Here is a 20547-nt window from a genome sequence, read left to right as displayed (position 1 = left end):
GTAGTAATCACGTCGAGCGTGGACTGCAACGGGTGAAGAGGGCTAGTTAGATTACAGTGGAAACAGTGGTGTGTAGCTCCGGAAACGGTGGTGTGTGTCGGGACCGACTTTCGCCGGAAATCCGCGCTGATATGCGCTGTGCGGGGACGAAGGAGGTCGGTCCGCTGTCGGTGTAGAGTGCTCGGGCACACTTGACCAGGTGCCCACGGTCATGATAAGCCGCGGCGTTGTGGGTCCGTGTTTCAGAGAGCAGATGAGGCTGGTGAGAGAACGGACGTAGACTCGGGTGTCCGCGGTCGCTCGCCTGTTTCCGGGAACAATCCAATTGAAACCCGCGCTGGATGACATATTTCAGGTGTCGCGCCGAGCACACCGCGCGAATCACTCACCGCGACCGGTCGCAAACGAGCCTGCAGAATCAGTCGGTGTGATACGCGCAGTCACCGTCAATCAGTGACGTCGCTCGGCTACCCTGCGGCCCCGGCCCGTGCATCGACGGCGCCTCCGCGACGCGGGGAACCGGTTCCAGTACCGTTCCGGCAATTAGGCCCCCATCAGCCACCGGCGACGGCGTGGGCTCACCGCGGCTCGAAGACGTGGACCGGCCAGTCGGTCTCGTAATCGAGCGCGACCTCCTGCTCTGGGGCAGTCGGCTCCCGCACCGTGAGTTCGACCGGGTCACCGATGGCCACGTCGGCGTAGTCGGCGGCCACGCGCCCGAGCAGGCGGCCACCGTCCGCGAGTTCCACGACGGCGACCGTGTAGGGCGCGTCCGCCGCGAACGCCGGCGGCGGTGTGTGGACCGCCGTGTACGAGAAGATCCGGCCCTCGGGGGACTGCGGTTCGACGTCGACGTCGCGGCTGCCACAGGCGTAGCAGGCCGGCCGCGGCGGCAACAGGACCTGTCCACAGTCCGCACAGACCCCGCCCAGGAGGTCGCCGTCAGCGAGGGCGTCGAAAAAGCCCGGCAGCGTCCGCGGGTCGGTCGTATCGAGTGGACTGTCAGTCATTGTGCCTCCGCCGTCGTGAGCACGTGGCTGACGGTGACGGCGTCCCCGACGCCCCCTTCGTTGAGCAACAGGGCCGTCTCGGCCCCCTCGACCGCGCGGTCCCCTGCGGCCCCCGTGAGCTGTTCGTAGGCTTCGAGCGCCTGCAAGAGCCCGGTCGCGCCGATGGGGTGACCGCGGGCCTTCAGACCGCCGCTCGGGCTCAACTGTACGTCCGTCCAGCCGTCAGCCCGCTCCGCCGGCGCCTGGTAGCTCTGATAGCCCGTTCCCTTGGGGGCGAAGCCGACGGCCTCCGCGAGCAACGCCTCACAGACGGTGAAGGCGTCGTGGACCTCCGCGAGGTCGACGGCCGCGGCGTCGATACCCGCTTCCTCGTAGGCCGTCTCGGCGGCGACGCGAGCGCCCGCGATGTCGGTCATGTCCCGCTCGGCGACTGCGATGTTGTTCGCGGAGGCCCCGCTGCCCGCGACACGGACCTGCGGCCGGTCGAGGTCGGCCGCCAGCTCGGCGGTCGTCACGAGGACGGCCGCGGCGCCGTCTCCGACCGGCGCACAGTCGAAGAGCTTCAGCGGTGGGGCGACGGGGTCAGATTCCAGGACTGTTTCGACGTCGATCTCCTTGGGAAACTGCGCTCGAGGGTTGTGAGCGGCGTTGGCGTGGTTCTTCACTGCGATTTCGGCAAGGTCGCGCTCCGTAGCCTCCGTCTCGTGGAGGTAGCGCTGGCCGAGCAGCGCGTACTGGCTGGGTGCGGTGACGCCGGAGCGTTGCTCGATGGCACGGTCGAACGCCGCCGACAGCGCGTCCGTCGCGCCGCTGGTGCCCCCGGCCGTCATCTTCTCGACGCCACAGGCGAGCACGGCGTCGTGTTCGCCGTTGCGGACGTCCTTGACGGCGTGCCGCAGGGCGAGCGCGCCCGCGGCGGCACACCCTTCGACCCGCTCGGCGGGGACGTGACGGAGCCCGGCCCACTCGGCCAGAAGCGTCCCGTGCATGATCTGGTGTTCGTAGCTCTCCGACTGGTTGCCGACGTACACCGCCTCGACGAGGTCGGCGGGGTCGGGCAGTTCGTCGAACGCCTCCGCGAGGGCGACCGAGAACAGGTCGCGGCCCGGGAGGTCCGTGCGACCGAGCGGCGAGGCGCCGACCGACGCGATGACTGGCTCTGGCATCCGTACCTACCCGGTCGCAACGGACCTAGTTAGTTATTCTCATTCTCACGATAGCTGAGATGTCGAGTCAGAGACCCACGCAAAGCTGCGATGTCGAGTCAGAGACCCACGAAGTACAGCATCGCAAGCGCTGTCGAAGTTCCAGACCGGTACTCGGGGTCACCCCTGCCACGTCGGCGACGCAGCCGTCGGATCGACGAGCGAGTACTCCCGGTCCCGGCTCGTGCCCGCCGCCTCGAGGAGGTTGTACTGCGCCATCTTCGAGAGATAGGTTCTGACCGTCCGTTTCGTCCGTGGCTCGTCGACCTCCGCCACATAGCGCTCGTGGATCTCGCTCGGCCCGAGCGGCCCGTGGTCGCGCACGATACCGTACACAACAAGCTGGTGTGGCGTGAGTGAGTCGAGGCTCTTCTGCTTAATCTGGGCCCGGGCGTCGTCAGCGGCGTCCAGGAGCATGTCGTCGGTGATCCGTTTCCGGTCCTCGCGGCCGGCCTTGCTCGCCGCCGTCCGGAGGATGCCGATCGCCAGACGGGCGTCACCGGCGGCCGCGTCGGCGATCCGATAGAGCTGCTCGTCGGTGATGGCGTCTTCGTCGAGGCCCCATTTCACGCGGGCGGAGAGGATGTCGTAGAGTTGCTCGTCGTGGTACCTGTCCATCCGGACGTGCTCGCTGGAGCGCAACCGGCTCACGAGGCGGTCGTCGACGCGGCTGAACAGCTCTTCCTCTTTGTTCGCGATGCAGATAATCGCGAACTGCGGCAGGCTATGCAGGTCGTAGATGACGCTCGGATCTTCGAGCTGGTCGACCTCGTCGAGTATCACGACGGTCCGGGGCCCGCCGTACTGCTGCAGGCGGTCGATCAGTTCGTCGTGGGGCGTCGACTGGCGGTGAATGTCGATTGTCTTTCCGAGGTCGTCGAGAATCTGGTAGAGTGTGCGGAATCGGGTGTAGTTACGCCAGCAGTTGACGTAGGTCGTTTTGACGTCGATGACCTCTTCGCGCAGGCGCTCCGTGACGAACTGCGAGATGCACGTCTTCCCCGCGCCGCTGGGCCCCGTGACGATGGCGGTGTCGGCGGGCTCGCCGTTCGTGATCGGTTCGAGGACGCTGGAGAGGTGGTTGACCTCCGCGTCGCGATGCTCGACTTCCCGCGGGACGAACCCGGCACGTAGCACGCGAGCATCACGTATCATACCTTACTGTACAGGTAGTTCCGAGCCACGTAATAAAAACGTGGCCGGGTCGTTTCCGGAAAGGCGTGGTCACCGTGTGGCCGATATCGCGTCTACAGTCGTTATGTGACCCAGTAGGGACGTAATAGCTGGACCTGGTCCCGGAAATTCCCTGAAATATCACGGTTCACGGATGTCGCACGTACCGTCCGACGTGGTTGTCGTCTGTCCCGGTGCGTTCTCAGTCTGTAAGCGTCACCGGCGGAATCGCATCGGTGTGTCTCGAATCGCCGGGGGCGTTCGCTCGCGTCGACCACCGCAGGACCGACCTCTGTCCCGTCCCGTTCGAAGAAGACAGTCGCGAAAGGCTATACCTGTGTGGTGACGGGGCTGTCATCGAACCGGGCACGCTCGATGACAGCCGATACCTGACTCGCGTCGACGATGGTCTCACAGAGGGGTTCCGAGCCCGACCGTCGGGCCGGTTTTGCATGTACATTTGGTTTTGGCCTGTTTATTCTCGGTATATCTTTCTGCTCGCGCTAATACGATGTGTTCACCGTGTAAACCGGTCGAGAATGTGATAGCTGAAAAGTATTATTACTGCAGACATATTGAATATACCACATGCCCGGGCGAGATCCGCTGGCGAAAGAACAGAAGGAGTTCAAATGTACCGACTGTGGCTATCGGACGACGGCACCGAGCCGGGAGCTCACGTGTCGCCGCTGTGGAGGGCGGATGAAAGACGTCGTTATCCCGTAGTCACTGGTCGTTCGCCCGTGGTCTGGGTGCCGCCTCTGGTCCTACGCAATGGTGTACAGCACATCCGCGAACCGCTGCTCAGATACTCAATATATTCAGAACCACTTGTTGATACCATGGCAGACGTCGTACTGGCTGTCCGGCACGGCCAAAGGCAGGATAGCGTTGACCCGAACTGGGAGTCCAATGCCCAGCGTGTCCACGATCCGCCGCTTACTGACCTCGGGCGGTGGGCAGCGTGGCGAGTCGGGCGGCGGTTCGCGGAGTCCGGAACTACGATCGATGGCGTGTACGCCTCACCGTTTCTCCGAGCCGTCGAGACTGCCGACGAGATCTGTCGAGAGACCGGTACCGAATTCGTGCTGGAACCCGGGATTGGCGAACATCGGAATCCCGAATGGTTCGACAGCGAGCCCGATACGCTCCCGTCCGAACAGTTAGCGGAGCAGTTTGGACCCCTTCGCCTCGACCACGCCCCGTATCTCGTCCCCGAATATCCGGAGAGTCACGACGAAGCGATGGCACGCGTCGGCGAGACCACCCGACACCTCACGGAGCGGACGGATGGGACGGTGTTGTTCGTCGGCCACGGACTCACGATCGGTGGGGTCGTTCGCGGACTCGCTGGCTCGACTGCCCGGGCTGATGCACCGCTCTGTGGGCTCACACGTCTCGAACGCGACGGCGAAGGGTGGCGCCTCGAGTTCTCCGGAGAGACCACACACCTCGAGCAGTGACTCGTCCGCGCCGGGCCGGGTCACGCCGGACGGCCACCTTCGCTGTGAGATAGTCTCGTGCGCCACGACCGACTGCTGAGAGCACTAATCGTAGCGAGGGGCCGCCTGACTCGGTGGTCGGTTCTCCGGCGTTCCGGACGGGTTCGAGCGTGGCTACCCCTGACAGCGTAGAGGGAAGGGTTTGAGAGGGTGCTCGTCGTATAGGGTGCATGGACAAAGATCAACTGCTGGAACTCGCTCCGCATTATATCGCGATGTTGCTGCTGGTGTTTTTCGTCCTCGAAGTCGCACAGGCAGTCGTAGGAGAGGTCGCTTTCTGGCTCGAACTAGTGCTTATCGTTGTCGTCGTCTTCGCGTATCGGCCCATCGTAGTGCGACTCGGTATCGCCCCCAGTAGTTGGGAGTAGTGGATGCGATAGGCCAGCGAGTCACAGTTATGAGGCCCGTCTCACGGCACTACTCTATCGGAACGAGGTCCCAGAAGGAGGCCTGCCGATCAGATAGACGTCCAGTTTCGCCCCGCCTCGGAGTGATTTGCGCACGGGATCGCCACCGTCTCGGTTCTGATCGCTGAAGGGGGCAACCACTCGATTGCCGGTCGCATAACTATTCACAGCCCTGTCTGTGTACGGGAGCTACAGTTGGAAGCGGTTGATCGCAGCGGCGGCAGCGCCATACAGTTCGAGATTGACACCGAACGAGGTCAGTTCGATCTCTGGCGTCGCTGTCATACAGTACGCGTCGAGGTCGACCGCTTCGAGAGCGTACGGGTCGTTCTGGTAGTCGATCAGCTCCGGATTGTTGAGAGCAACGCCGCCGCCGATCTTCACGCGGTCGGTCGAGAAGAGGTCGGTGATCGTCCCGATTCCGGCGGCGTTGATTCGTTTGAGCCGGGTGTAGTAGTCGCGGGCGACGAGATCACCCTCGTGGACGGCGTCGAAAAACTCCCTGGCATCTTCGTGCCCGGTGAGTTGCGTGTCTCTGTCGTCCTCCGCGAGCCACTCCCTGACACGGTCGGGGAACAGTGACCCGGACGCGTACCCCTCCCAGGGGTCGTTGACGCCCGAGTGCTGGATCTTGCCGTCCCAGTTCACATTGACGAAGCCGGCCTCGGCGCCTGGGATGAGTTCGCCATTGCGGAGGATCCCGGCGCCGATACCGGTACTGAGCGTCAGGTATGCGAGGTCAGCGTCCGGAGCCACATCGCCATACGTTTGCAGTCCGAGCGCACTCGCATCCGCGTCGTTTTCGACGGCAAGCGGCGCCGAAAACGCGTCGGCAAGCGGGCTCAGGTCCCACCCGGCCCAGTTCGCAACGTTCAGCAGTTCGTTGGTCTCGCGGTCGATCACAGCAGCAGCGGCGACACCGATCGCGTCAATATCGGTGTACCTGTCGCCGATTCGGTCGACAAGGGCTTGCGCAGATTCGACTGTCTCAGTGGAGAATGCCCACGGCTCACCCTGGAGACCGGATGCATCGGCTTTGACACCTCTGATTGATGTCCCCCCGATATCGATAGCGAGTACAGACCCCATAGGTCACCTAAACCTGGGTCTTTAATAAAAATATATTATCGTAGACACATCACTTACCCGTGTGGGAGACCAGTTCACAGGTACCCTGCTTACTATGAACCCCGGAGAATCCCCGCAGCAACCGACAGACGAACACGAGGGATATCCGCCGATTCGATGTGACGCGTGTCGGTCTGCGCTGCGGTCTCCCGATGGGATGCCGTCGTTCCTGCTTCTCGATCAGCTAACAGTGCCTGTTGTCGGCTGTACTGCTCATCTGACACAGTTCAGGTCCGTCTGTGGGTACACGACCACAGCGACCGCCGAAATCCTGAACCACAGGCCTGCTGGCGGCGTTGGCTGCCCCAGTTGTCACCTCGCACTGCACAACCCACGGCAGCCGGTGATTCAGGTCCAGGATGGGGCCGTCGCTGTGCTCGCATGTCCCAGGCACCAGTCCGAGATAATCAACCGTTTTCACAGAGGGCTGGACACGCAGCAACAGTTGACAGCGGAGTTCGACATCCTGTCGTAGTGTGGCCTACCCGGGGTTGGGACTGTCCTGCATCAGGTACGGCCGACAGTATCAATCGGTGTACCAGTACGCCCAGAGAATCAACACGCCCTGGAGGGGCAACCGGGCCCAGCGGGCCAGCACAGAGGGGTCGCCGCCACCGGGCGCACCCTCGATGGTGACCATGGAGACGGCCATGTAGACGTTCGCGGGAAAGATCGCGACGAGCAACGCGATTGTCGCCCACGCGGCGTACGAGCGCGTCCGTGGCACCAGCAGGCCGAGCCCGACAGCGATTTCCGCGACGCCGGACAGATACACCAGCGCAAGCGGCGCCGGCAGGACCGGCGGTACAATCTGGACGTACAGATCCGGCACGACGAAGTGAAAGCTCCCCGCGACGACATAGAGGAGCGCCATCAGGTAGCGCAACGGCCGTTTGAACCGCGTCAAACCAACACGCATCTGTCACCGGGTACGGCGACCAGCGGAAAGCAAGTTTGGATATGTACCCCGGTGTGGGGGACAGACTCGTCACGGTCGTCGGCACAGGCGCTTTCTCCAGTCGGTCCAACCTCGCGCATGGAACACGCCAGCGACGCTCTCGTTTGACTCGACCGCGACGTTCTCCTGCAGTTGTCTCACCGTCCGAGCGGGTGAGGACATCAGTGAGATTCGGCCTCGAGAAACCCCATCGCACCACCATGGCTTAAGTACACAACCGCACTACAGGAGAGTCGAATGGGTTCGGAGCCGGGGCCGACGCAGGCGTCGCTTGAGACACTCCAGGAAGCACTCAAAACAGAGCGAGTCACCTACGTCGAGACACTGAACGAGGATATCGGCACAGTCGTCGAGAGCGCAGACCGGCTCGAGTTCGACTACGTCGTGGGTGACGTCTCCGACTGTAGTGTGTCCTCGAACGGCCACGTCCACCTCGACCTGGTCCACGGCGGTTCGACGATTCACTGCGTGCTCTTTGGATACAAACGGTCGAGCATCGACACCACAATCGAGGACGGCATGCAGATAGCTGTCAACGGCTCGCTGTCGTACTACGAAGAGGGTGGCAACGTCTCCGTCATCGTCGAAGATATTGTCGAGGTCGGCGAGGGTACCTACCAGCAGATATACGAGCAGAACCGACAGCTGCTGGCCGCGGACGGATTGCTCGACCCGGAGCACAAACAGGCGCCTTCGGACTTTCCCGAACGAATCGGAATCGCCACCAGTGCGACAAGCGATGCCCGGATGGATGCGGTCACCAGCATTCACGAGCGGTACCCCGACGTCGACATCGTCGTCCAGAACACGAACGTTCAGGGCGACGATGCGATGATGTCGATAATGGGCGCGCTCAGCGAACTCGATGCCGACCCGCTGGTCGACGTCATCGTCCTCACTCGCGGTGGTGGGTCCGACAAGCATCTCCGCGTGTTCAACGAGACGCCGCTCTGTCGTGTCATCCACAGAACCGAGACCCCAGTCGTGGTCGGCGTCGGCCACGAGAACGACCGGACGCTGGCCGACGAAGTGGCCGACAGACGGGTAATGACCCCGACGGAGGTGGGACAGATCGTCCCGGAGAAGGCAACGCTGGAGGCGGAACTGGAGACGCTCGAGGGGCGTCTGGGCACTGCCTACACGGACACCGTCGAGACGACGCTGGCCACGATGGACGACCGACTTACCCGGACCTACAGACGGGCAGTCGAGTCGGACCTGTCCGCGTTCGAAGCCGCGCTGGACCGCGCATACGACACGCACGTTCGCGACGAGCTGACCGACGTTGAGAACCGGCTAGAGCAAGCACGGACCCAGTACGACCAGCAGCGGAAACGACGACAGGCGGCCACAGCCCATCGCCGCCAGCGCCGACGGCTGTTAATCGTCCTGGCCGCCCTGGGCCTGCTTGTTGTGGCGCTTCTCCTGTACATCCTGCTACCACTATGAGAGACGAGACAATCGCCGACAAGACCGACCGACTCGAACAGATCATCGAACGACTCGAAAACGGTGACGTCTCGCTTGAACGTGCGAACGAACTCCTCGCCGAGGGGACGGAACTGATCGCCGAACTCGAATCCGAACTGGCTGTCGGGGATGGCGAGGTTATCGACCGGTAGTCTGCGCTCTCGTGGCTTCTAGAGGACAGTCACCGATCAGTTTCGTAAACAAAACCCGTCCGTCTGGCTGCGGATTGTCCTGTGACAACTGCAACTACGTGATGCCGTCACGCGTTCTCCCTGAACGTGATAGAGACACAGTCTCGTTTGGCCGATGAACCGACGGCGCCGCTACCGCACTGGAACGGGGACTCGTCGTCCTTCTGAAAGCAGCGAACAGGGGCGCACGCATCGGTGTCACTACGCGGGCGGTCCAGAAGCCACGCGGCATCGCGACAGTCTGCACCAGACAGCTGTTTCACGTTCTCAGAAATCTGCTCCGTGGCGGGTGAGCCCGCCTGTCGTCTACGGCGGCGAAGGTATCGGCGGAGCGTCACCGAGTGTCGACCGGACAGGTATCCATACCGAGCACCGAGTACAGGCCACAGAACCCCGTCAGGCCCGTCACGAGTAGTATCACTGCCCCGAGTCCCAGAACGGGAGCGGCCAGTAGCGGGAGCGGGAGTGCGCCCGCAAGCACTCCAATCGAGACGAGTCCAGCGATGGCACCGAGCCCGATTCTGACGCGCTTGTCCGTAGCACCGACGTTTTGTTCCATACCGGTAGTTGGTGCTACAGGGATAATATTCTTTCTATTGTGCAATACAAACAAGACACCCGCTCTCGACTTGTGGTGCCGACGAGCGACCGATGCCGGGATGCTTGCCACACCCCTACTGGCCGCTCCCGGTGCCGCCGCTTACGTGGATAGCAGTCGGCATCGGAAGCGAGGACACAGTGCCGTCTCTATGAGTCCGGGTGTCGGCGGACCCCCCGGGTGCTTTCCGGGCCGAACTGCGCTGGAGCGGGAGAGAGAAACCCGTGTGGGCAATTCTGTCGGTGCAGCTGAGCCTCCAGGACCGTCGCGTGCCACGACGCCACGTCCGGAGCGACCAGCCTGGGGCCACTTGCGGGTAACTCGGGCTACCGACCGGCATGGTCCCAGTATCGGACCAGCGTGACGCCGAAAGCGAAGACGATGGCCCCCAGCTGTCGGGCGACGGTTCCGAACCTGCCGTTCTGGACGGCGACGACGCCACGGACGTTCACGACGGCAGTCACCACGACGAGCACGAGTCCTGCTCGGCGAGTTCCCGTATCGTGACGGAAGCCACTCGGGCGTGACCGGGACATCTCTCCTTACGTGCTGGCTCTGGTTCGACTGTAAACTCATGCTGATTCCGGTATCTCCGGCTGTGGTACTAGAATATATATTGGTGACTCTGTAGCGACACAGTCCACCGCTTGCAAGCCGACAGAACCACGACCGAGGCCATCGTACTCCCACCTCGACAGGCCTGGTACTGGTTATGTGGCTACCAAGCCGCAGCGAACGTCAGTAGATCAATCACGAGTATGAACAACAGTATCAGCAGTGTGATGGCGATGACGACTTTGACAAACCACGGGAGTGAGTCATCGGCGGAGGGATTACTCATACACGGACGTTCGTGCCGTGGCAGCCTGTACTTTGTCTTGTCCTCTGACAACCAGGCCAGCCACATCTGTGGTCGCAACTACAGTAACCATCGCAGATCACTGCACACCCGATTGCATGACTCAGTTCGGCCGGTGTGTCCGTCGTTTCAGTCGGTACTGTAATGTGATAGCTGAATGCCAGTCCGAACGGGCCAGTCGGGAACCGAAACGGACTGTCCCATCGATACACGACGTAGCGTATATTCGGGATTTCGTCTCCGAGATCCGGTATGAAACCGACATCGACGAACTGATCGACCGTTTCATCGAGACACATCAAGCCCGTTCGACGGCGTGCCTCTGTTCGATGGGCAACGCCGAGCGCTGGCGTCTGGACCGGATAACAGGTCCCGCGTCGGTCGTTGAACAGGCGACGGCGTTACGCACCGGTCGGTCGTACAACCAACTGCGCATCAGTGACCGCCCCTGCAATGCACGGCAGTACACTGACATACCGGAAAGCAGTCCTCAGCGCAGCCTCGTGTCCGATTACTTCGAGAACCTGGGCCACTGTGACTGAAAACGGTCGATTCGGGCAACGTCAGAGTGACCGAACGAAACGGATTGTGAATCAGAGAGCGCGTACGCTGCTCCGGGAGTCCTGCTATCGACGCTGTCGCCTCCAGTTCGTGGTCATCTTCCAGCGGACCACTCATAAAGCCGCCTACGTTTTACCGCTTGGCTACTTGTATCTGCGTTCCGTTCACTCAAGCGGAATATGAGCGACAACCAGGACCGGAACCCCCGGGCCGAGCCGACAGTCTGCCCGTACTGTGGGGTCGGCTGTACGATAGAGTACGCGGGCAACGACAAAGCGACCGGCACGGCGGGCCCGGTGAACACGAAGGGGGAGGTCTGTCCGAAGGGCGTGGCCGCGTTCGACGTAGTAGCACACGAGGACCGACTGACGGAGCCGCTCGTCCGTGAGAGCGGTCGCTTCGCCACTGCGTCCTGGGAGAGCGCCCTGTCTCGCGTGGCTGATGAGCTCACGGGAATCATCGACAAGCACGGTCCAGACGCCGTCGAGTTCTTCGCCTCTTCGAACTGTACGAACGAGGAGAACTACGTCTTCCAGAAGCTCGCCCGGATGCTGGGCACCAACAACGTCGACAACTGCGCTCGCCTCTGTCACTCGTCGACGGTGGCCGCGATGAGCGAGCGCTTCGGCGCCGGGGCGATGACGAACACGCTTGAGGACCTCACCGAGACCGACTGTCTGCTCGTCACCGGGGCGAATCCGGCCGAACAGCACCCCGTCATTTTCCGCTCGTACTTCCTGCCGGCGGTCCGCAACGGAGCCACGCTCATCCATATCGACCCCCGCGAGACTGACACGACCGACGCAGCAGACATCCATCTCGACGTCCGGCCCGGATACGATATCCAGCTCCTCAATTCGATGGCGAAGGTCGTCCTCGAAGAGGGACTCGTCGACGAGTCGTTCCTCGAGGAGCGAACGACCGGTGCTGCGGAGTTGACGGCGCATCTCGACGACGCCGACGTCGCCTCGGGTGCCGAAGCGGCCGGTGTCGACCCGGACACCGTCCGGGAGGCGTCCAGAGCGTACGCCGAGGCCGACAGGGCGGCGATCGTCACGGGGATGGGGATGAGCCAGCACACGTCCGGAACCGACAACGTCCACGCGCTGTTGAACCTCGCGCTGCTGACCGGTAACGTCGGTCGCCCGGGCACCGGCGTGAACCCGCTTCGCGGTCAGAACAACGTTCAGGGTGCCGGCGACGTCGGCGCGCTTCCCAACGTACTTCCGGGGTATCAACCCGTGGCGGACCCGGATGCCCGACAGCGTATCGCAGACGAGTGGGGCGTCGAGCCGCCGAGCGAGCCCGGGCTGACGGAGACGACCGCAACACACCAGTTTGGTGACGAGGTCCGGGCGGCTGTCGTGTTCGGTGAGAACCCCGCTGTCACCGAGCCCAACGTCAACTCCGTCAGGGCCGGCTTCGACAAGCTGGACTTCTGTGTCGTCATCGACCTCTTCGAGACGGCGACCACCGCCCACGCCAACGTGGTGCTTCCGGGCAGCAGCTGGGCGGAGAAGGCGGGGACGGTGACCAACACGGACCGGCGGGTGATGCGGATGCGACCGAACGCCGACCTGCCCGGGAACGCCCGCCGGGACCTCGATATCCTCACGGCCCTCGGTCAGCGGCTAGTCGACCAGTCGGACGCGTTCGACTACGACGGACCGGAAGCGGTGTTCGAGGAGCTGACGCGGGTCAACCCACTGTACGCCGGCATGAGTTACGACGGTATCGACGATGGATACCAGCGGTGGCCGTTCCCGGCGGACGCCGACTCCGGCACCGACGTTCTCCACACGGAGACGTTCGCTTCCGGGGACCAGACAGCCCCGCTGCTCCCGGTCTCGCCGACGCCCCCGGCCGATGCCGTCTCCGGGGAGCAACTCGTTCTCACGACGGGACGCACAATCGAGCACTTCAACAGCGGGGCACTCACTCGCCGGTCGGAGAGGCTCATGCGGATGCGCGGCGAGGACGTCCTCGAGATACATCCGGACGATGCCGCCGCTCGCGGTATCGAGGACGGCGACACCGTCGTTGTCGAGAACGACCGCGGACGCGTGACGGTGTCGGCGGCCGTGACGGCGTCGATTCGCCCCGGGGTCGTGTTCTGTACGTTCCACTATCTGGACCCGCTCGCAAACGCCCTCACCGGCGATGCCCTCGACCCGGTCGCCGAGATTCCCGAGTACAAGCACTCGGCAGTGCAGGTGCGGAAGCCGACCGCCCCCGACCAGGAGTAACACCGCCTCATTGGGGGTTTCAACAGCACACCGCGAGATACGATGGTTCTTAACATACCACGCTTTGGAGCCGCCTTCAGCTGTGAATGTGAAATATGAGGGGGTGCTCCCATAGGATTCGAAGGCGAAATCGCATTGAACTATCATCACGTAGAGGATACCAGAGGCGGACCCACGGAGTGAACACACATGGTTCAAAATTCGGACGACACACGACTGGTCACGATTCTCCTCGTAATTATCGGTGCATTCGTCATCTTGCCGATGGTCTTCATGGGCTTTGGAGTGATGGGATTCGGGTCGATGATGGGCGGCGGAATGTGGGGCAATGGAATGTGGGGCGGCGGGACGATGTCGGGCTGGATGGTCTTCGCCGGACTCGTGATGCAGCTCCTGTTCCTTGCAGCCCTCGTCGGTGGGGGGTATCTCGTCTACAGGGCCGTAGTTGACACTGAGAGCGGCTCGGACAAGGCGCTCGAGGAACTCCAGCTCGCCTACGCCCGCGGAGAGCTGACAGACGACGAATACGAAAAGCGGCGAGCGACACTCGAACGCGACACGGAGTCACAGTAGCACGACCTGTGGCGTGTCTCGGCCATCGGAGTATAGTCATACGGGCCCAATCGTCGCTTCCGACCTGGCTCGACCGATACCCGACGGTGGGCGCTACGACGAACTCGTTGGAACGGGACGCTGTCTGGTCGGGTTCCCCACGAATCCGGTATCCGACCGCCCTTTCCCGCGGGCGACGGGTCCGGTGTCAGTTCGGTTCCGAGTCGAACAGTCCCGCACCGACCGCTGGCCGGTGAGTTACTGGTATTTGGACACGCACTCGAGAGGCTGATACTCCGTTCAGTCGTCGCCGTCGACCGTCGCCCCGCTGCCGCCGTCGCCGACCTGTGTGACTTCGCTCTCGACGTTGACGCCCTCCCAGTCGTGGTCGGCGTGGAACCCCTCGCGTTCTTTTGCACTCCGGGCGACACGGATGAACTCCGCCTTCTCGCGGGCCGCGGGGATGGTGTGCCCGCCGCAGTAGGAGAGCCCGGAGCGAACGCCGGCGCAGAACTCTTCGGCCACGGCAGCGACCGGGCCTTTGTACGGGGTCAGCGCCTCGACGCCTTCGTCGGCGCTGACGTTGTTCTGTTTGTCATCGCGGTCCTCGGCCGCGGCGGTGGTCGCCATCCCTCGTGACCGCTTGTACCGCGTCCCGTCGACTTCGACGACCGCACCGGGGGCCTCCTCCGTGCCGGCAAAGAGGCTCCCGAGCATCACGGTGTCCGCCCCGGCCATGAGGGCCTTCACCGCATCGCCGGACGTGCGAATCCCGCCGTCGGCACAGATAGTGACGTCCAGGTCCTCGGCGGCCGTGGCACAGTCATCGACGGCGGTCAACTGGGGGACGCCGGCACCCGCGACCTTCCGTGTGGTACAGTGAGAACCGGGCCCGATGCCGACCTTGACGCAGTCGGCCCCGGCAGCCGCGAGGTCTTCGACGCCCGCAGGCGTCGCGACGTTACCGGCGACGAGGTCGGTGTCGGGGAACTCCTCTGCGAGGGTTTCGACGGCCTCTAGCGCCCGGTCGAGGTGGCCGTGGGCTACGTCGACGACGAGTACATCGACGCCGGCCGCAACCACGGCAGCGCTCCGGGCGACGTAATCCTCGTTGATACCGACCGCTGCGCCGACCTGTTCGTCCGCCGCTTTCACCTGCTTGACCTGCTGGGCCTGTTCTTCGTGGGTAAGGAACCGGTGGAGCACGCCGAACCCGCCCGAGCGCGCGAGTTCGAGTGCCAGTTCCGCCTCGGTGACGGTGTCCATCGCGGCCGAGACGAGCGGCGTGTCCAGTTCCACGGTCGGCGTGAGGGGCGTCGAGAGGTCGATGTCGCTGCGACTGTCGACCGGTGACCGGTTCGGGACGAGGAGAACGTCCCCGTAACTCAGACCAGTGCGTAACTCGTTCATACCCCACTAACGGAGTTGCCCCTGCCACAAAAGTACCTCGAATTACAGAGTTTATTGCCCGCCGTCGCGATACTCCCGGTACACGCGATGAACCAACGGGACTACCCCGGCGATGACGGGACCGGGTCGACAGCGAACGCAGTCGGCGCCACCGTGACGCTCGCCTTCGAGTGGCTCGGTCGGTCAGGGTTTCCCGGCAGGTCGGAGGTGCCGTAGATGGACGACCGACGGATCGGCGTCGACGTCGGCGGGACCTTCACCGACGTGGCGCTGTCACTCGATGGCGAACTCGTGACCGCGAAAGTCCCGACTACAGAGGACCAGAGCGAGGGCGTGATCGCCGGAATCAGGAAGGCGTGTGCGGAGGCCGAATTCGATCCGGAGACGGTAAGCGAGTTCTCGCACGCCATGACCGTCTCGGTCAACGCGCTCCTCGAAGCGGACGGTGCAGAGACCGCACTCGTCACGACCGAGGGGTTCCGAGACGTCCTGGAGATCGGCCGCCAGGACCGCCCGTCGCTGTACGACCTGGGCGCCGAAAAGCCGACCCCGCTGGTTCCCAGACGCCGACGCTTCGAAGTGTCCGAACGGACCACCACCGACGGTATCGAACGCCCCGTCGACGGGGACGAGGTGCGGTCGGTCGCCGAGCAGCTACGCGAGACGGACGCCGAGGCAGTGGCCGTCTCGCTGTTGCACGCCTACGCACACCCCGAGAACGAATCGCGCGTCGCGGACATACTGCGGGCTGAACTCGACGTTCCCGTGTCGGCGTCCCACGAAGTACTCGCCGAGTTCCGCGAGTACGAGCGGACGTCGACCACCGTCGTCGACGCGTATGTCCGACCGGTGATCGAGTACTACATCAGTCGCCTCACCGAGCGGGCACGGGAACTGGGGGTCCCCCAGCCCCGGATCATGCAGGCCAACGGGGGGATTACCGACGCCGATACCGTCAGGCGCAACGCCGTGACGACCGTCCTCTCGGGTCCTGCCGCCGGCGTCGTGGGGGCAAGCGCGATGGCGGGCGACGAACGGGACGGACTGGTCACGTTCGATATGGGCGGGACGTCCAGTGACGTGAGCCTCGTCCGAGACGGGACAGTCGAACGGACGACAGAGGGCGTCATCAACGAGCGGCCGATCAAGACGCCGATGGTCGACGTCGAGACAGTCGGCGCAGGCGGCGGGTCCATCGCCTGGGTCGACGCCGGGGGCGCACTCCGAATCGGACCGCGCTCGGCCGGAGCCACCCCCGGCCCCGCCTGCTACGGGCAGGGCGGGACCGAGCCGACCGTCACCGACGCGAACCTCGTGTTGGGGTACATCGGCGCGAGTACCAGCCTGGGTGGCGAACTGTCACTCGACGAGGACGCGGCGTACGACGCGCTCGCGGACCTGGCCGAGGAAGCAGGGTTAGACGGCCCGCTGGACGCGGCTCGCGGCGTCTACCGCGTTGCGAACGCGAACATGACCAGGGCAATCCGCTCTGTGACTGTCGAGCGGGGCTACGACCCGCGGACGTTCGGGCTCGCCGCGTTCGGGGGTGCCGGGCCGATGCACGCGATACAGGTCGCGGACGGCCTCGACATCGACCGGGTGGTGATTCCGCGGGCCTCGGGCGTGCTGTCGGCGTACGGCCTGCTCGCGGCCGACGAGAAGCGCGACGCGGTGCGGACGTATCAGCGCTCGCTCGCCGCCGTCGAACCCGCCGACGTCGACGCAATATACGAGGGGCTGGCCGAAGACCTGCTGGCCGAGGTCAGCGACCGCGAGGCGGCGACCGTCCGTTACCTCGCAGACCTCCGGTACGCCGGCCAGAGCTTCGAACTCACCGTGACCGTCGACCGGCCGTTCGACACCGCGGACGCCCGCGAGCGGTTCGCGACCGCCCACGAGTCAGCCTACGGCTATCGGGCCGAGGAGTCGGTCGAACTGGTGAACTGCCGCGTGACGACGACAGTCGAACGGAACGCGCCGTCGGTCGAGTACCATACCAGTGGTGACCCAGATAGGGGAAGCCGCGAGGCGGCCTTCGGCGACGACGTCCGCGACACTCCGGTCTACGAGCGAGCGCAGCTGCCACCGGGGGACGGAATCGAGGGGCCAGTAATCGTCGAGGGTGCCGAGAGCACGATTGTCGTCCCACCGGCATGGAACGTACTGGTACGGGATGACGGGACGCTGGCAACAGAGGTGAGCGACAGATGAGCGACGGAGCTACGACGCCGAGCGAGGGACAGGATATCGACCCTGTCACGCTGGAAATCCTCAGAAACCAACTGGAGAGCGTCGCAACCGAGATGGGGCACGTGCTTATCCGCGGGGCGTACTCCCCGAACATAAAGGAGCGGCGGGACTGTTCGACGGCGCTTTTCGACGCGTCGGGTCGGATGGTCGCACAGGCGGAACACATCCCGGTGCACCTCGGCGCGATGCCCGACGCGGTGGACAGTGTCCTCCGGGCGGACCCGAAACCGGGCGACGTCTTCATTCTCAACGACCCCTTCGAAGGGGGGACACACCTCCCCGATATCACGCTCGTCTCGACGATCGCCCCCGACGACGAGGTGCTCGGCTACGCAGTCTCGCGGGCCCATCACGCCGACGTGGGCGGGCGGTCGCCGGGGAGCATGCCGCCGGGCGCACGGGAGATCTACGAGGAGGGACTCAGACTCCCGGCAGTTCGTCTCGTCGACGGCGGCGCCCCAAACGAGGCGGTCCAGGACCTCATCCGTGCAAACGTCCGCACGCCGGACGAGCGCGAGGCGGACCTCCGGGCCCAGCGCGCCGCGAACGCGCGGGCCGAGGAGCGGATCGGTGAACTCCTCGAAGAACACGGTTCGACCCTGCTCGAAGCGTTCGATGCCGTCATTGACTACTCCCGCGAGCGGGTCGAGGCCGAACTCGATTCCCTTCCGGACGGGACCTACCGGGCACGGGATATCCTCGAAGGCGACGGCGTGACCGATGCCGACATCCCGATCCAGGTGGCCGTCACCGTCGACGGGACCGCTATTGCTGTCGACTTCGCCGGGACCGCCGACCAGGTTGCGGGCAACCTGAACGCGCCGCTCTCGGTCGCGAAGAGCGCGGTCTACTTCGTCGTCCGAGCGATCACCGACCCGGATATCCCGCCGAACCACGGCTGTTACGAACCGGTGTCCGTCTCCGCACCCGAAGGGTCGGTGCTCAATCCGAGACCGCCGGCCGCGGTCGTCGGCGGCAACGTCGAGACGAGCCAGCGCGTCATGGACGTCACGCTGGCGGCACTCGCCACAGCAGTCCCCGACGTGGTTCCGGCCGGCGGACAGGGAACGATGAACAACCTCATCATCGGGGACCGGACCGGCGAGTTCACTTACTACGAGACAATCGGCGGCGGCTTCGGCGCCCGGCCCGGGAAAGACGGGATGGACGGCGTGCAGGTCGGCATGACGAACACGCTCAACACGCCAGTCGAGGCGATGGAGACGGCGTACCCGCTCCGTGTCGAGCGGTACGCGCTACGCCCGTCGAGCGGCGGCGATGGCCGCTACCGCGGCGGGCTCGGCATAGAGCGAACCGTCACCGTCGAGACTGACGCGACCGTATCCCTGCTAACGGAGCGGCGGCGGACGGCCCCCGCCGGAATCGCTGGCGGTGCTGACGGCGCGACGGGGGAGAACCTGGTCGACGGTGAGCCGGTCCCTGCGAAGACGTCCGTCGACGTCGAAGCCGGGACGACCGTCTGCATCCGAACGCCCGGCGGCGGCGGCCACGGCGACCCGGCACAGCGGGACCCGGCAGCGAGGGAGCGTGACCGGCGCGAGGGGAAGGTAGACGACCAGTGACCTGTCCCTGTGCGGTCTGTTTCTCGGCAATCACACGGAGAATCCCCCGACTGTTCGGGCGATAGGGCCGCCGTGGCTCGGATTGTGGCTCCGGTTTTGCTGGGACCGCACCGGTACTAGTTTAGGCCGAAACGTCACGGGTACCACTGCCAGCACAGACAGGAGTGGAGTTCGAGGGATCGCCACAGGACACGCAGCCAGATTCCCCGGAACCAGTCGGCTCCCGTATATCGGAGGATATGAGACATCTGTCGGGCAGTCCTGTTTGCGGTTCCGCCCCGACAGGAGTCACCGCCGTTCAGTCATCTGCCGTGGTGATAGCGCTCTGCACACCGAGCCAGTTCGTGCTGGAGCCGTCCGCGCCGGTGAGTGGCACTATCGTCACTCTGTTTCTGAAGCGTGTGCCGTCCGCTCGGTAGTTCCACAGTTCGACGGTCCGCTGCTCCCAGATATCGATACCTTCCCGTAGCGTCGCGATCGCATCGGAATCGGTTGCCGGTCCTTGCAGGAGCCTGAGGTTCTCGCCACGAAGCGCCGACAGCGAGTACCCCGTCATCTCTCGGAACGTCCGCGTCGCATATCGGAGCGGGTTGTCCTGGTACGCCGGGCCGGTGAGCGTCAGGCCCAGGGGCATCGTCCCGAGCCGCGCCATCCTGGCTACATATCCCCGCTCAAACTGAGTCAGAGAGGCGGGCTCGACCCCATCGATATCCCGAAGAACGTCCGCAGGCGACTCCTCGGCTGGTTGCGGGTCGACACTCCGGAGCTGATGTGTTCTGGCGAGGTCCGGGAGCCGTCGGCGAAACCCCTCTTCGTCAAGCAGCATGAGTTCGATGAGAGCGTCCCTGAGCGTGGCCATGCTCGCAGTCGGCAGTCGTAGTCGCCGGCAACACAAACTCCCGTCGGTGTCCGGTCTTGCGGGCGGTGTTCAGCCGGGATATTCATACTCAGAGAACGCCCTATTACGCGTGCGCGGTGGTGAGGTCTCAATACAAATGTCCGAACGCGAGTACCCGGTGGCCGACCTCCCGACGCCAAGCGAGACGGACGGCCCGAACGAGGCTATTACCCGTCAGCTCACTGCACTGCAAGCGAACGACGACCCCTACGAGAACGCGGGCATCATGACGGCGTACAATTTCGCCTCCCCGGCGAATCGTCGCTCAACCGGCCCCCTCGACCGGTTCGTAGCCATGGTTCAGTCGCCCCAATACCGCCCGTTGGTTGACTTCGAGGAGGCTGTGCGAGGCCCTGTCGAGCGAGACGAGAACTACGCTGAACAACGGGTGACGGTCACAGGACCGGACGGGCGGACGGCCACGTACGAGTTCGGTCTGTCGGTCCAGTCCGTTGGCGAGTTCCGGGGGTGCTGGCAAACCGACCGTGTTCTCCTGGTCTGAACGATCCAACGGCTCGGAGTCAGCACTCCACACGGTATGAGCCG

General features: G+C 64.2%; 22 protein-coding genes. 13 read left to right on the top strand and 9 right to left on the bottom strand.

The window, feature by feature from the left end; translation table 11 throughout:
• Positions 1 to 578 precede the first annotated feature (578 nt).
• The 3 genes from KZ498_RS20505 to KZ498_RS20495 all read right to left on the bottom strand — a co-directional run bounded on the left by KZ498_RS20505 (position 579) and on the right by KZ498_RS20495 (position 3370).
• Entirely contained in the window at positions 579 to 1010 is a 432-nt protein-coding gene (locus KZ498_RS20505) for a Zn-ribbon domain-containing OB-fold protein (protein WP_312621230.1), read from the bottom strand.
• Positions 1007 to 2176: a thiolase C-terminal domain-containing protein gene (locus tag KZ498_RS20500; protein WP_312621228.1), complete on the bottom strand. Its 1170-nt coding sequence runs from the start codon at positions 2174 to 2176 to the stop codon at positions 1007 to 1009. The genes KZ498_RS20505 and KZ498_RS20500 overlap by 4 nt, the downstream gene beginning before the upstream one ends.
• 159 nt (positions 2177 to 2335) lie before the next feature.
• Positions 2336 to 3370, bottom strand: a complete 1035-nt coding sequence (locus tag KZ498_RS20495) for an orc1/cdc6 family replication initiation protein (protein ID WP_312621227.1) — start codon at positions 3368 to 3370, stop codon at positions 2336 to 2338.
• Positions 3371 to 3976: 606 nt separating this feature from the next.
• Here KZ498_RS20495 and KZ498_RS20490 point away from each other — a divergent pair.
• From KZ498_RS20490 to KZ498_RS20480, 3 genes are all read left to right on the top strand, one after another.
• Entirely contained in the window at positions 3977 to 4114 is a 138-nt protein-coding gene (locus KZ498_RS20490) for a rubrerythrin-like domain-containing protein (RefSeq protein ID WP_312621226.1), read from the top strand.
• A gap of 116 nt (positions 4115 to 4230) precedes the next feature.
• The gene (locus KZ498_RS20485; RefSeq protein ID WP_312621225.1) at positions 4231 to 4851 is read left to right on the top strand and encodes a histidine phosphatase family protein; all 621 of its coding nucleotides are present in this window, start codon (positions 4231 to 4233) and stop codon (positions 4849 to 4851) included.
• A 209-nt stretch (positions 4852 to 5060) separates the two neighbouring features.
• Positions 5061 to 5258: a hypothetical protein gene (locus KZ498_RS20480; RefSeq protein WP_312621224.1), complete on the top strand. Its 198-nt coding sequence runs from the start codon at positions 5061 to 5063 to the stop codon at positions 5256 to 5258.
• Between the two features lie 228 nt (positions 5259 to 5486).
• Here KZ498_RS20480 and KZ498_RS20475 read toward each other — a convergent pair whose 3' ends face one another.
• Entirely contained in the window at positions 5487 to 6386 is a 900-nt protein-coding gene (locus KZ498_RS20475) for an ROK family protein (RefSeq protein WP_312621223.1), read from the bottom strand.
• 61 nt (positions 6387 to 6447) lie between these two features.
• Here KZ498_RS20475 and KZ498_RS20470 point away from each other — a divergent pair, with 61 nt between their 5' ends.
• A complete protein-coding gene (locus tag KZ498_RS20470) occupies positions 6448 to 6900 on the top strand; it encodes a hypothetical protein (protein WP_312621222.1) in 453 nt (150 codons plus the stop codon).
• 51 nt (positions 6901 to 6951) lie between these two features.
• On the opposite strand, the gene KZ498_RS20465 is transcribed toward KZ498_RS20470, so the two are convergent.
• The gene (locus KZ498_RS20465) at positions 6952 to 7344 is read right to left on the bottom strand and encodes a MauE/DoxX family redox-associated membrane protein (RefSeq protein ID WP_312621221.1); all 393 of its coding nucleotides are present in this window, start codon (positions 7342 to 7344) and stop codon (positions 6952 to 6954) included.
• Positions 7345 to 7620: 276 nt separating this feature from the next.
• Here KZ498_RS20465 and xseA point away from each other — a divergent pair, with 276 nt between their 5' ends.
• Positions 7621 to 8832 carry an exodeoxyribonuclease VII large subunit gene (gene xseA / locus KZ498_RS20460; RefSeq protein ID WP_312621220.1) on the top strand — a complete coding sequence of 404 codons (1212 nt, stop codon included), beginning with the start codon at positions 7621 to 7623 and terminating at the stop codon, positions 8830 to 8832.
• Positions 8829 to 9005: an exodeoxyribonuclease VII small subunit gene (gene xseB / locus KZ498_RS20455; RefSeq protein ID WP_312621218.1), complete on the top strand. Its 177-nt coding sequence runs from the start codon at positions 8829 to 8831 to the stop codon at positions 9003 to 9005. Before xseA ends, xseB begins: the two co-directional genes overlap by 4 nt.
• A gap of 373 nt (positions 9006 to 9378) precedes the next feature.
• On the opposite strand, the gene KZ498_RS20450 is transcribed toward xseB, so the two are convergent.
• Entirely contained in the window at positions 9379 to 9603 is a 225-nt protein-coding gene (locus KZ498_RS20450; RefSeq protein WP_312621217.1) for a DUF2892 domain-containing protein, read from the bottom strand.
• Between the two features lie 365 nt (positions 9604 to 9968).
• Positions 9969 to 10178: a hypothetical protein gene (locus KZ498_RS20445; RefSeq protein ID WP_312621216.1), complete on the bottom strand. Its 210-nt coding sequence runs from the start codon at positions 10176 to 10178 to the stop codon at positions 9969 to 9971.
• A gap of 469 nt (positions 10179 to 10647) precedes the next feature.
• On the opposite strand from KZ498_RS20445, the gene KZ498_RS20440 reads away from it, so the two are divergent.
• The 3 genes from KZ498_RS20440 (at position 10648) to KZ498_RS20430 (ending at position 13881) form a co-directional block, all read left to right on the top strand.
• Positions 10648 to 11043 carry a hypothetical protein gene (locus tag KZ498_RS20440; protein ID WP_312621215.1) on the top strand — a complete coding sequence of 132 codons (396 nt, stop codon included), beginning with the start codon at positions 10648 to 10650 and terminating at the stop codon, positions 11041 to 11043.
• Positions 11044 to 11241: 198 nt separating this feature from the next.
• Complete coding sequence (gene fdhF, locus KZ498_RS20435) at positions 11242 to 13308, top strand: formate dehydrogenase subunit alpha (protein WP_312621214.1); 2067 nt, start codon at positions 11242 to 11244, stop codon at positions 13306 to 13308.
• A gap of 189 nt (positions 13309 to 13497) precedes the next feature.
• A complete protein-coding gene (locus KZ498_RS20430; protein ID WP_312621213.1) occupies positions 13498 to 13881 on the top strand; it encodes an SHOCT domain-containing protein in 384 nt (127 codons plus the stop codon).
• A 279-nt stretch (positions 13882 to 14160) separates the two neighbouring features.
• Here KZ498_RS20430 and KZ498_RS20425 read toward each other — a convergent pair whose 3' ends face one another.
• On the bottom strand, positions 14161 to 15270 hold the full coding sequence (locus tag KZ498_RS20425) for a guanosine monophosphate reductase (protein WP_312621212.1): 1110 nt from the start codon (positions 15268 to 15270) through the stop codon (positions 14161 to 14163).
• A gap of 87 nt (positions 15271 to 15357) precedes the next feature.
• On the opposite strand from KZ498_RS20425, the gene KZ498_RS20420 reads away from it, so the two are divergent.
• Genes KZ498_RS20420 through KZ498_RS20410 form a run of 3 tightly spaced genes read left to right on the top strand, consistent with a single transcriptional unit; the run spans position 15358 to position 19103 of the window.
• Positions 15358 to 15486 (top strand): hypothetical protein, encoded by a 129-nt coding sequence (locus KZ498_RS20420; protein WP_312621211.1) that lies wholly within the window; start codon positions 15358 to 15360, stop codon positions 15484 to 15486.
• The gene (locus KZ498_RS20415) at positions 15487 to 17481 is read left to right on the top strand and encodes a hydantoinase/oxoprolinase family protein (protein ID WP_312621209.1); all 1995 of its coding nucleotides are present in this window, start codon (positions 15487 to 15489) and stop codon (positions 17479 to 17481) included.
• Positions 17478 to 19103 carry a hydantoinase B/oxoprolinase family protein gene (locus tag KZ498_RS20410; RefSeq protein ID WP_312621207.1) on the top strand — a complete coding sequence of 542 codons (1626 nt, stop codon included), beginning with the start codon at positions 17478 to 17480 and terminating at the stop codon, positions 19101 to 19103. Before KZ498_RS20415 ends, KZ498_RS20410 begins: the two co-directional genes overlap by 4 nt.
• Positions 19104 to 19401: 298 nt before the next feature.
• Here the strand turns inward: KZ498_RS20410 and KZ498_RS20405 are convergent, their stop codons facing one another.
• Complete coding sequence (locus KZ498_RS20405) at positions 19402 to 19962, bottom strand: PAS domain-containing protein (protein ID WP_312621205.1); 561 nt, start codon at positions 19960 to 19962, stop codon at positions 19402 to 19404.
• A 136-nt stretch (positions 19963 to 20098) separates the two neighbouring features.
• Between KZ498_RS20405 and KZ498_RS20400 the strand changes: the two genes are divergently transcribed.
• The gene (locus KZ498_RS20400) at positions 20099 to 20503 is read left to right on the top strand and encodes a DUF4864 domain-containing protein (RefSeq protein ID WP_312621203.1); all 405 of its coding nucleotides are present in this window, start codon (positions 20099 to 20101) and stop codon (positions 20501 to 20503) included.
• Positions 20504 to 20547: the final 44 nt, after the last annotated feature.

Source organism: Haloarcula sp. 1CSR25-25, from assembly GCF_032027985.1.
Lineage (GTDB): Archaea > Halobacteriota > Halobacteria > Halobacteriales > Haloarculaceae > Haloarcula.
This window is presented reverse-complemented; position numbering and strand designations above follow the sequence as displayed.

Bases quoted from the DNA above. Each gene is read 5' to 3' on its own strand.
- KZ498_RS20505 (WP_312621230.1), bottom strand. From the start codon at position 1,010: ATGACTGACAGTCCACTCGATACGACCGACCCGCGGACGCTGCCGGGC.
- KZ498_RS20500 (WP_312621228.1), bottom strand. From the start codon at position 2,176: ATGCCAGAGCCAGTCATCGCGTCGGTCGGCGCCTCGCCGCTCGGTCGC.
- KZ498_RS20495 (WP_312621227.1), bottom strand. From the start codon at position 3,370: ATGATACGTGATGCTCGCGTGCTACGTGCCGGGTTCGTCCCGCGGGAA.
- KZ498_RS20490 (WP_312621226.1), top strand. From the start codon at position 3,977: ATGCCCGGGCGAGATCCGCTGGCGAAAGAACAGAAGGAGTTCAAATGT.
- KZ498_RS20485 (WP_312621225.1), top strand. From the start codon at position 4,231: ATGGCAGACGTCGTACTGGCTGTCCGGCACGGCCAAAGGCAGGATAGC.
- KZ498_RS20480 (WP_312621224.1), top strand. From the start codon at position 5,061: ATGGACAAAGATCAACTGCTGGAACTCGCTCCGCATTATATCGCGATG.
- KZ498_RS20475 (WP_312621223.1), bottom strand. From the start codon at position 6,386: ATGGGGTCTGTACTCGCTATCGATATCGGGGGGACATCAATCAGAGGT.
- KZ498_RS20465 (WP_312621221.1), bottom strand. From the start codon at position 7,344: ATGCGTGTTGGTTTGACGCGGTTCAAACGGCCGTTGCGCTACCTGATG.
- xseA (WP_312621220.1), top strand. From the start codon at position 7,621: ATGGGTTCGGAGCCGGGGCCGACGCAGGCGTCGCTTGAGACACTCCAG.
- xseB (WP_312621218.1), top strand. From the start codon at position 8,829: ATGAGAGACGAGACAATCGCCGACAAGACCGACCGACTCGAACAGATC.
- KZ498_RS20450 (WP_312621217.1), bottom strand. From the start codon at position 9,603: ATGGAACAAAACGTCGGTGCTACGGACAAGCGCGTCAGAATCGGGCTC.
- KZ498_RS20445 (WP_312621216.1), bottom strand. From the start codon at position 10,178: ATGTCCCGGTCACGCCCGAGTGGCTTCCGTCACGATACGGGAACTCGC.
- fdhF (WP_312621214.1), top strand. From the start codon at position 11,242: ATGAGCGACAACCAGGACCGGAACCCCCGGGCCGAGCCGACAGTCTGC.
- KZ498_RS20430 (WP_312621213.1), top strand. From the start codon at position 13,498: ATGGTTCAAAATTCGGACGACACACGACTGGTCACGATTCTCCTCGTA.
- KZ498_RS20425 (WP_312621212.1), bottom strand. From the start codon at position 15,270: ATGAACGAGTTACGCACTGGTCTGAGTTACGGGGACGTTCTCCTCGTC.
- KZ498_RS20420 (WP_312621211.1), top strand. From the start codon at position 15,358: ATGAACCAACGGGACTACCCCGGCGATGACGGGACCGGGTCGACAGCG.
- KZ498_RS20415 (WP_312621209.1), top strand. From the start codon at position 15,487: ATGGACGACCGACGGATCGGCGTCGACGTCGGCGGGACCTTCACCGAC.
- KZ498_RS20410 (WP_312621207.1), top strand. From the start codon at position 17,478: ATGAGCGACGGAGCTACGACGCCGAGCGAGGGACAGGATATCGACCCT.
- KZ498_RS20405 (WP_312621205.1), bottom strand. From the start codon at position 19,962: ATGGCCACGCTCAGGGACGCTCTCATCGAACTCATGCTGCTTGACGAA.
- KZ498_RS20400 (WP_312621203.1), top strand. From the start codon at position 20,099: ATGTCCGAACGCGAGTACCCGGTGGCCGACCTCCCGACGCCAAGCGAG.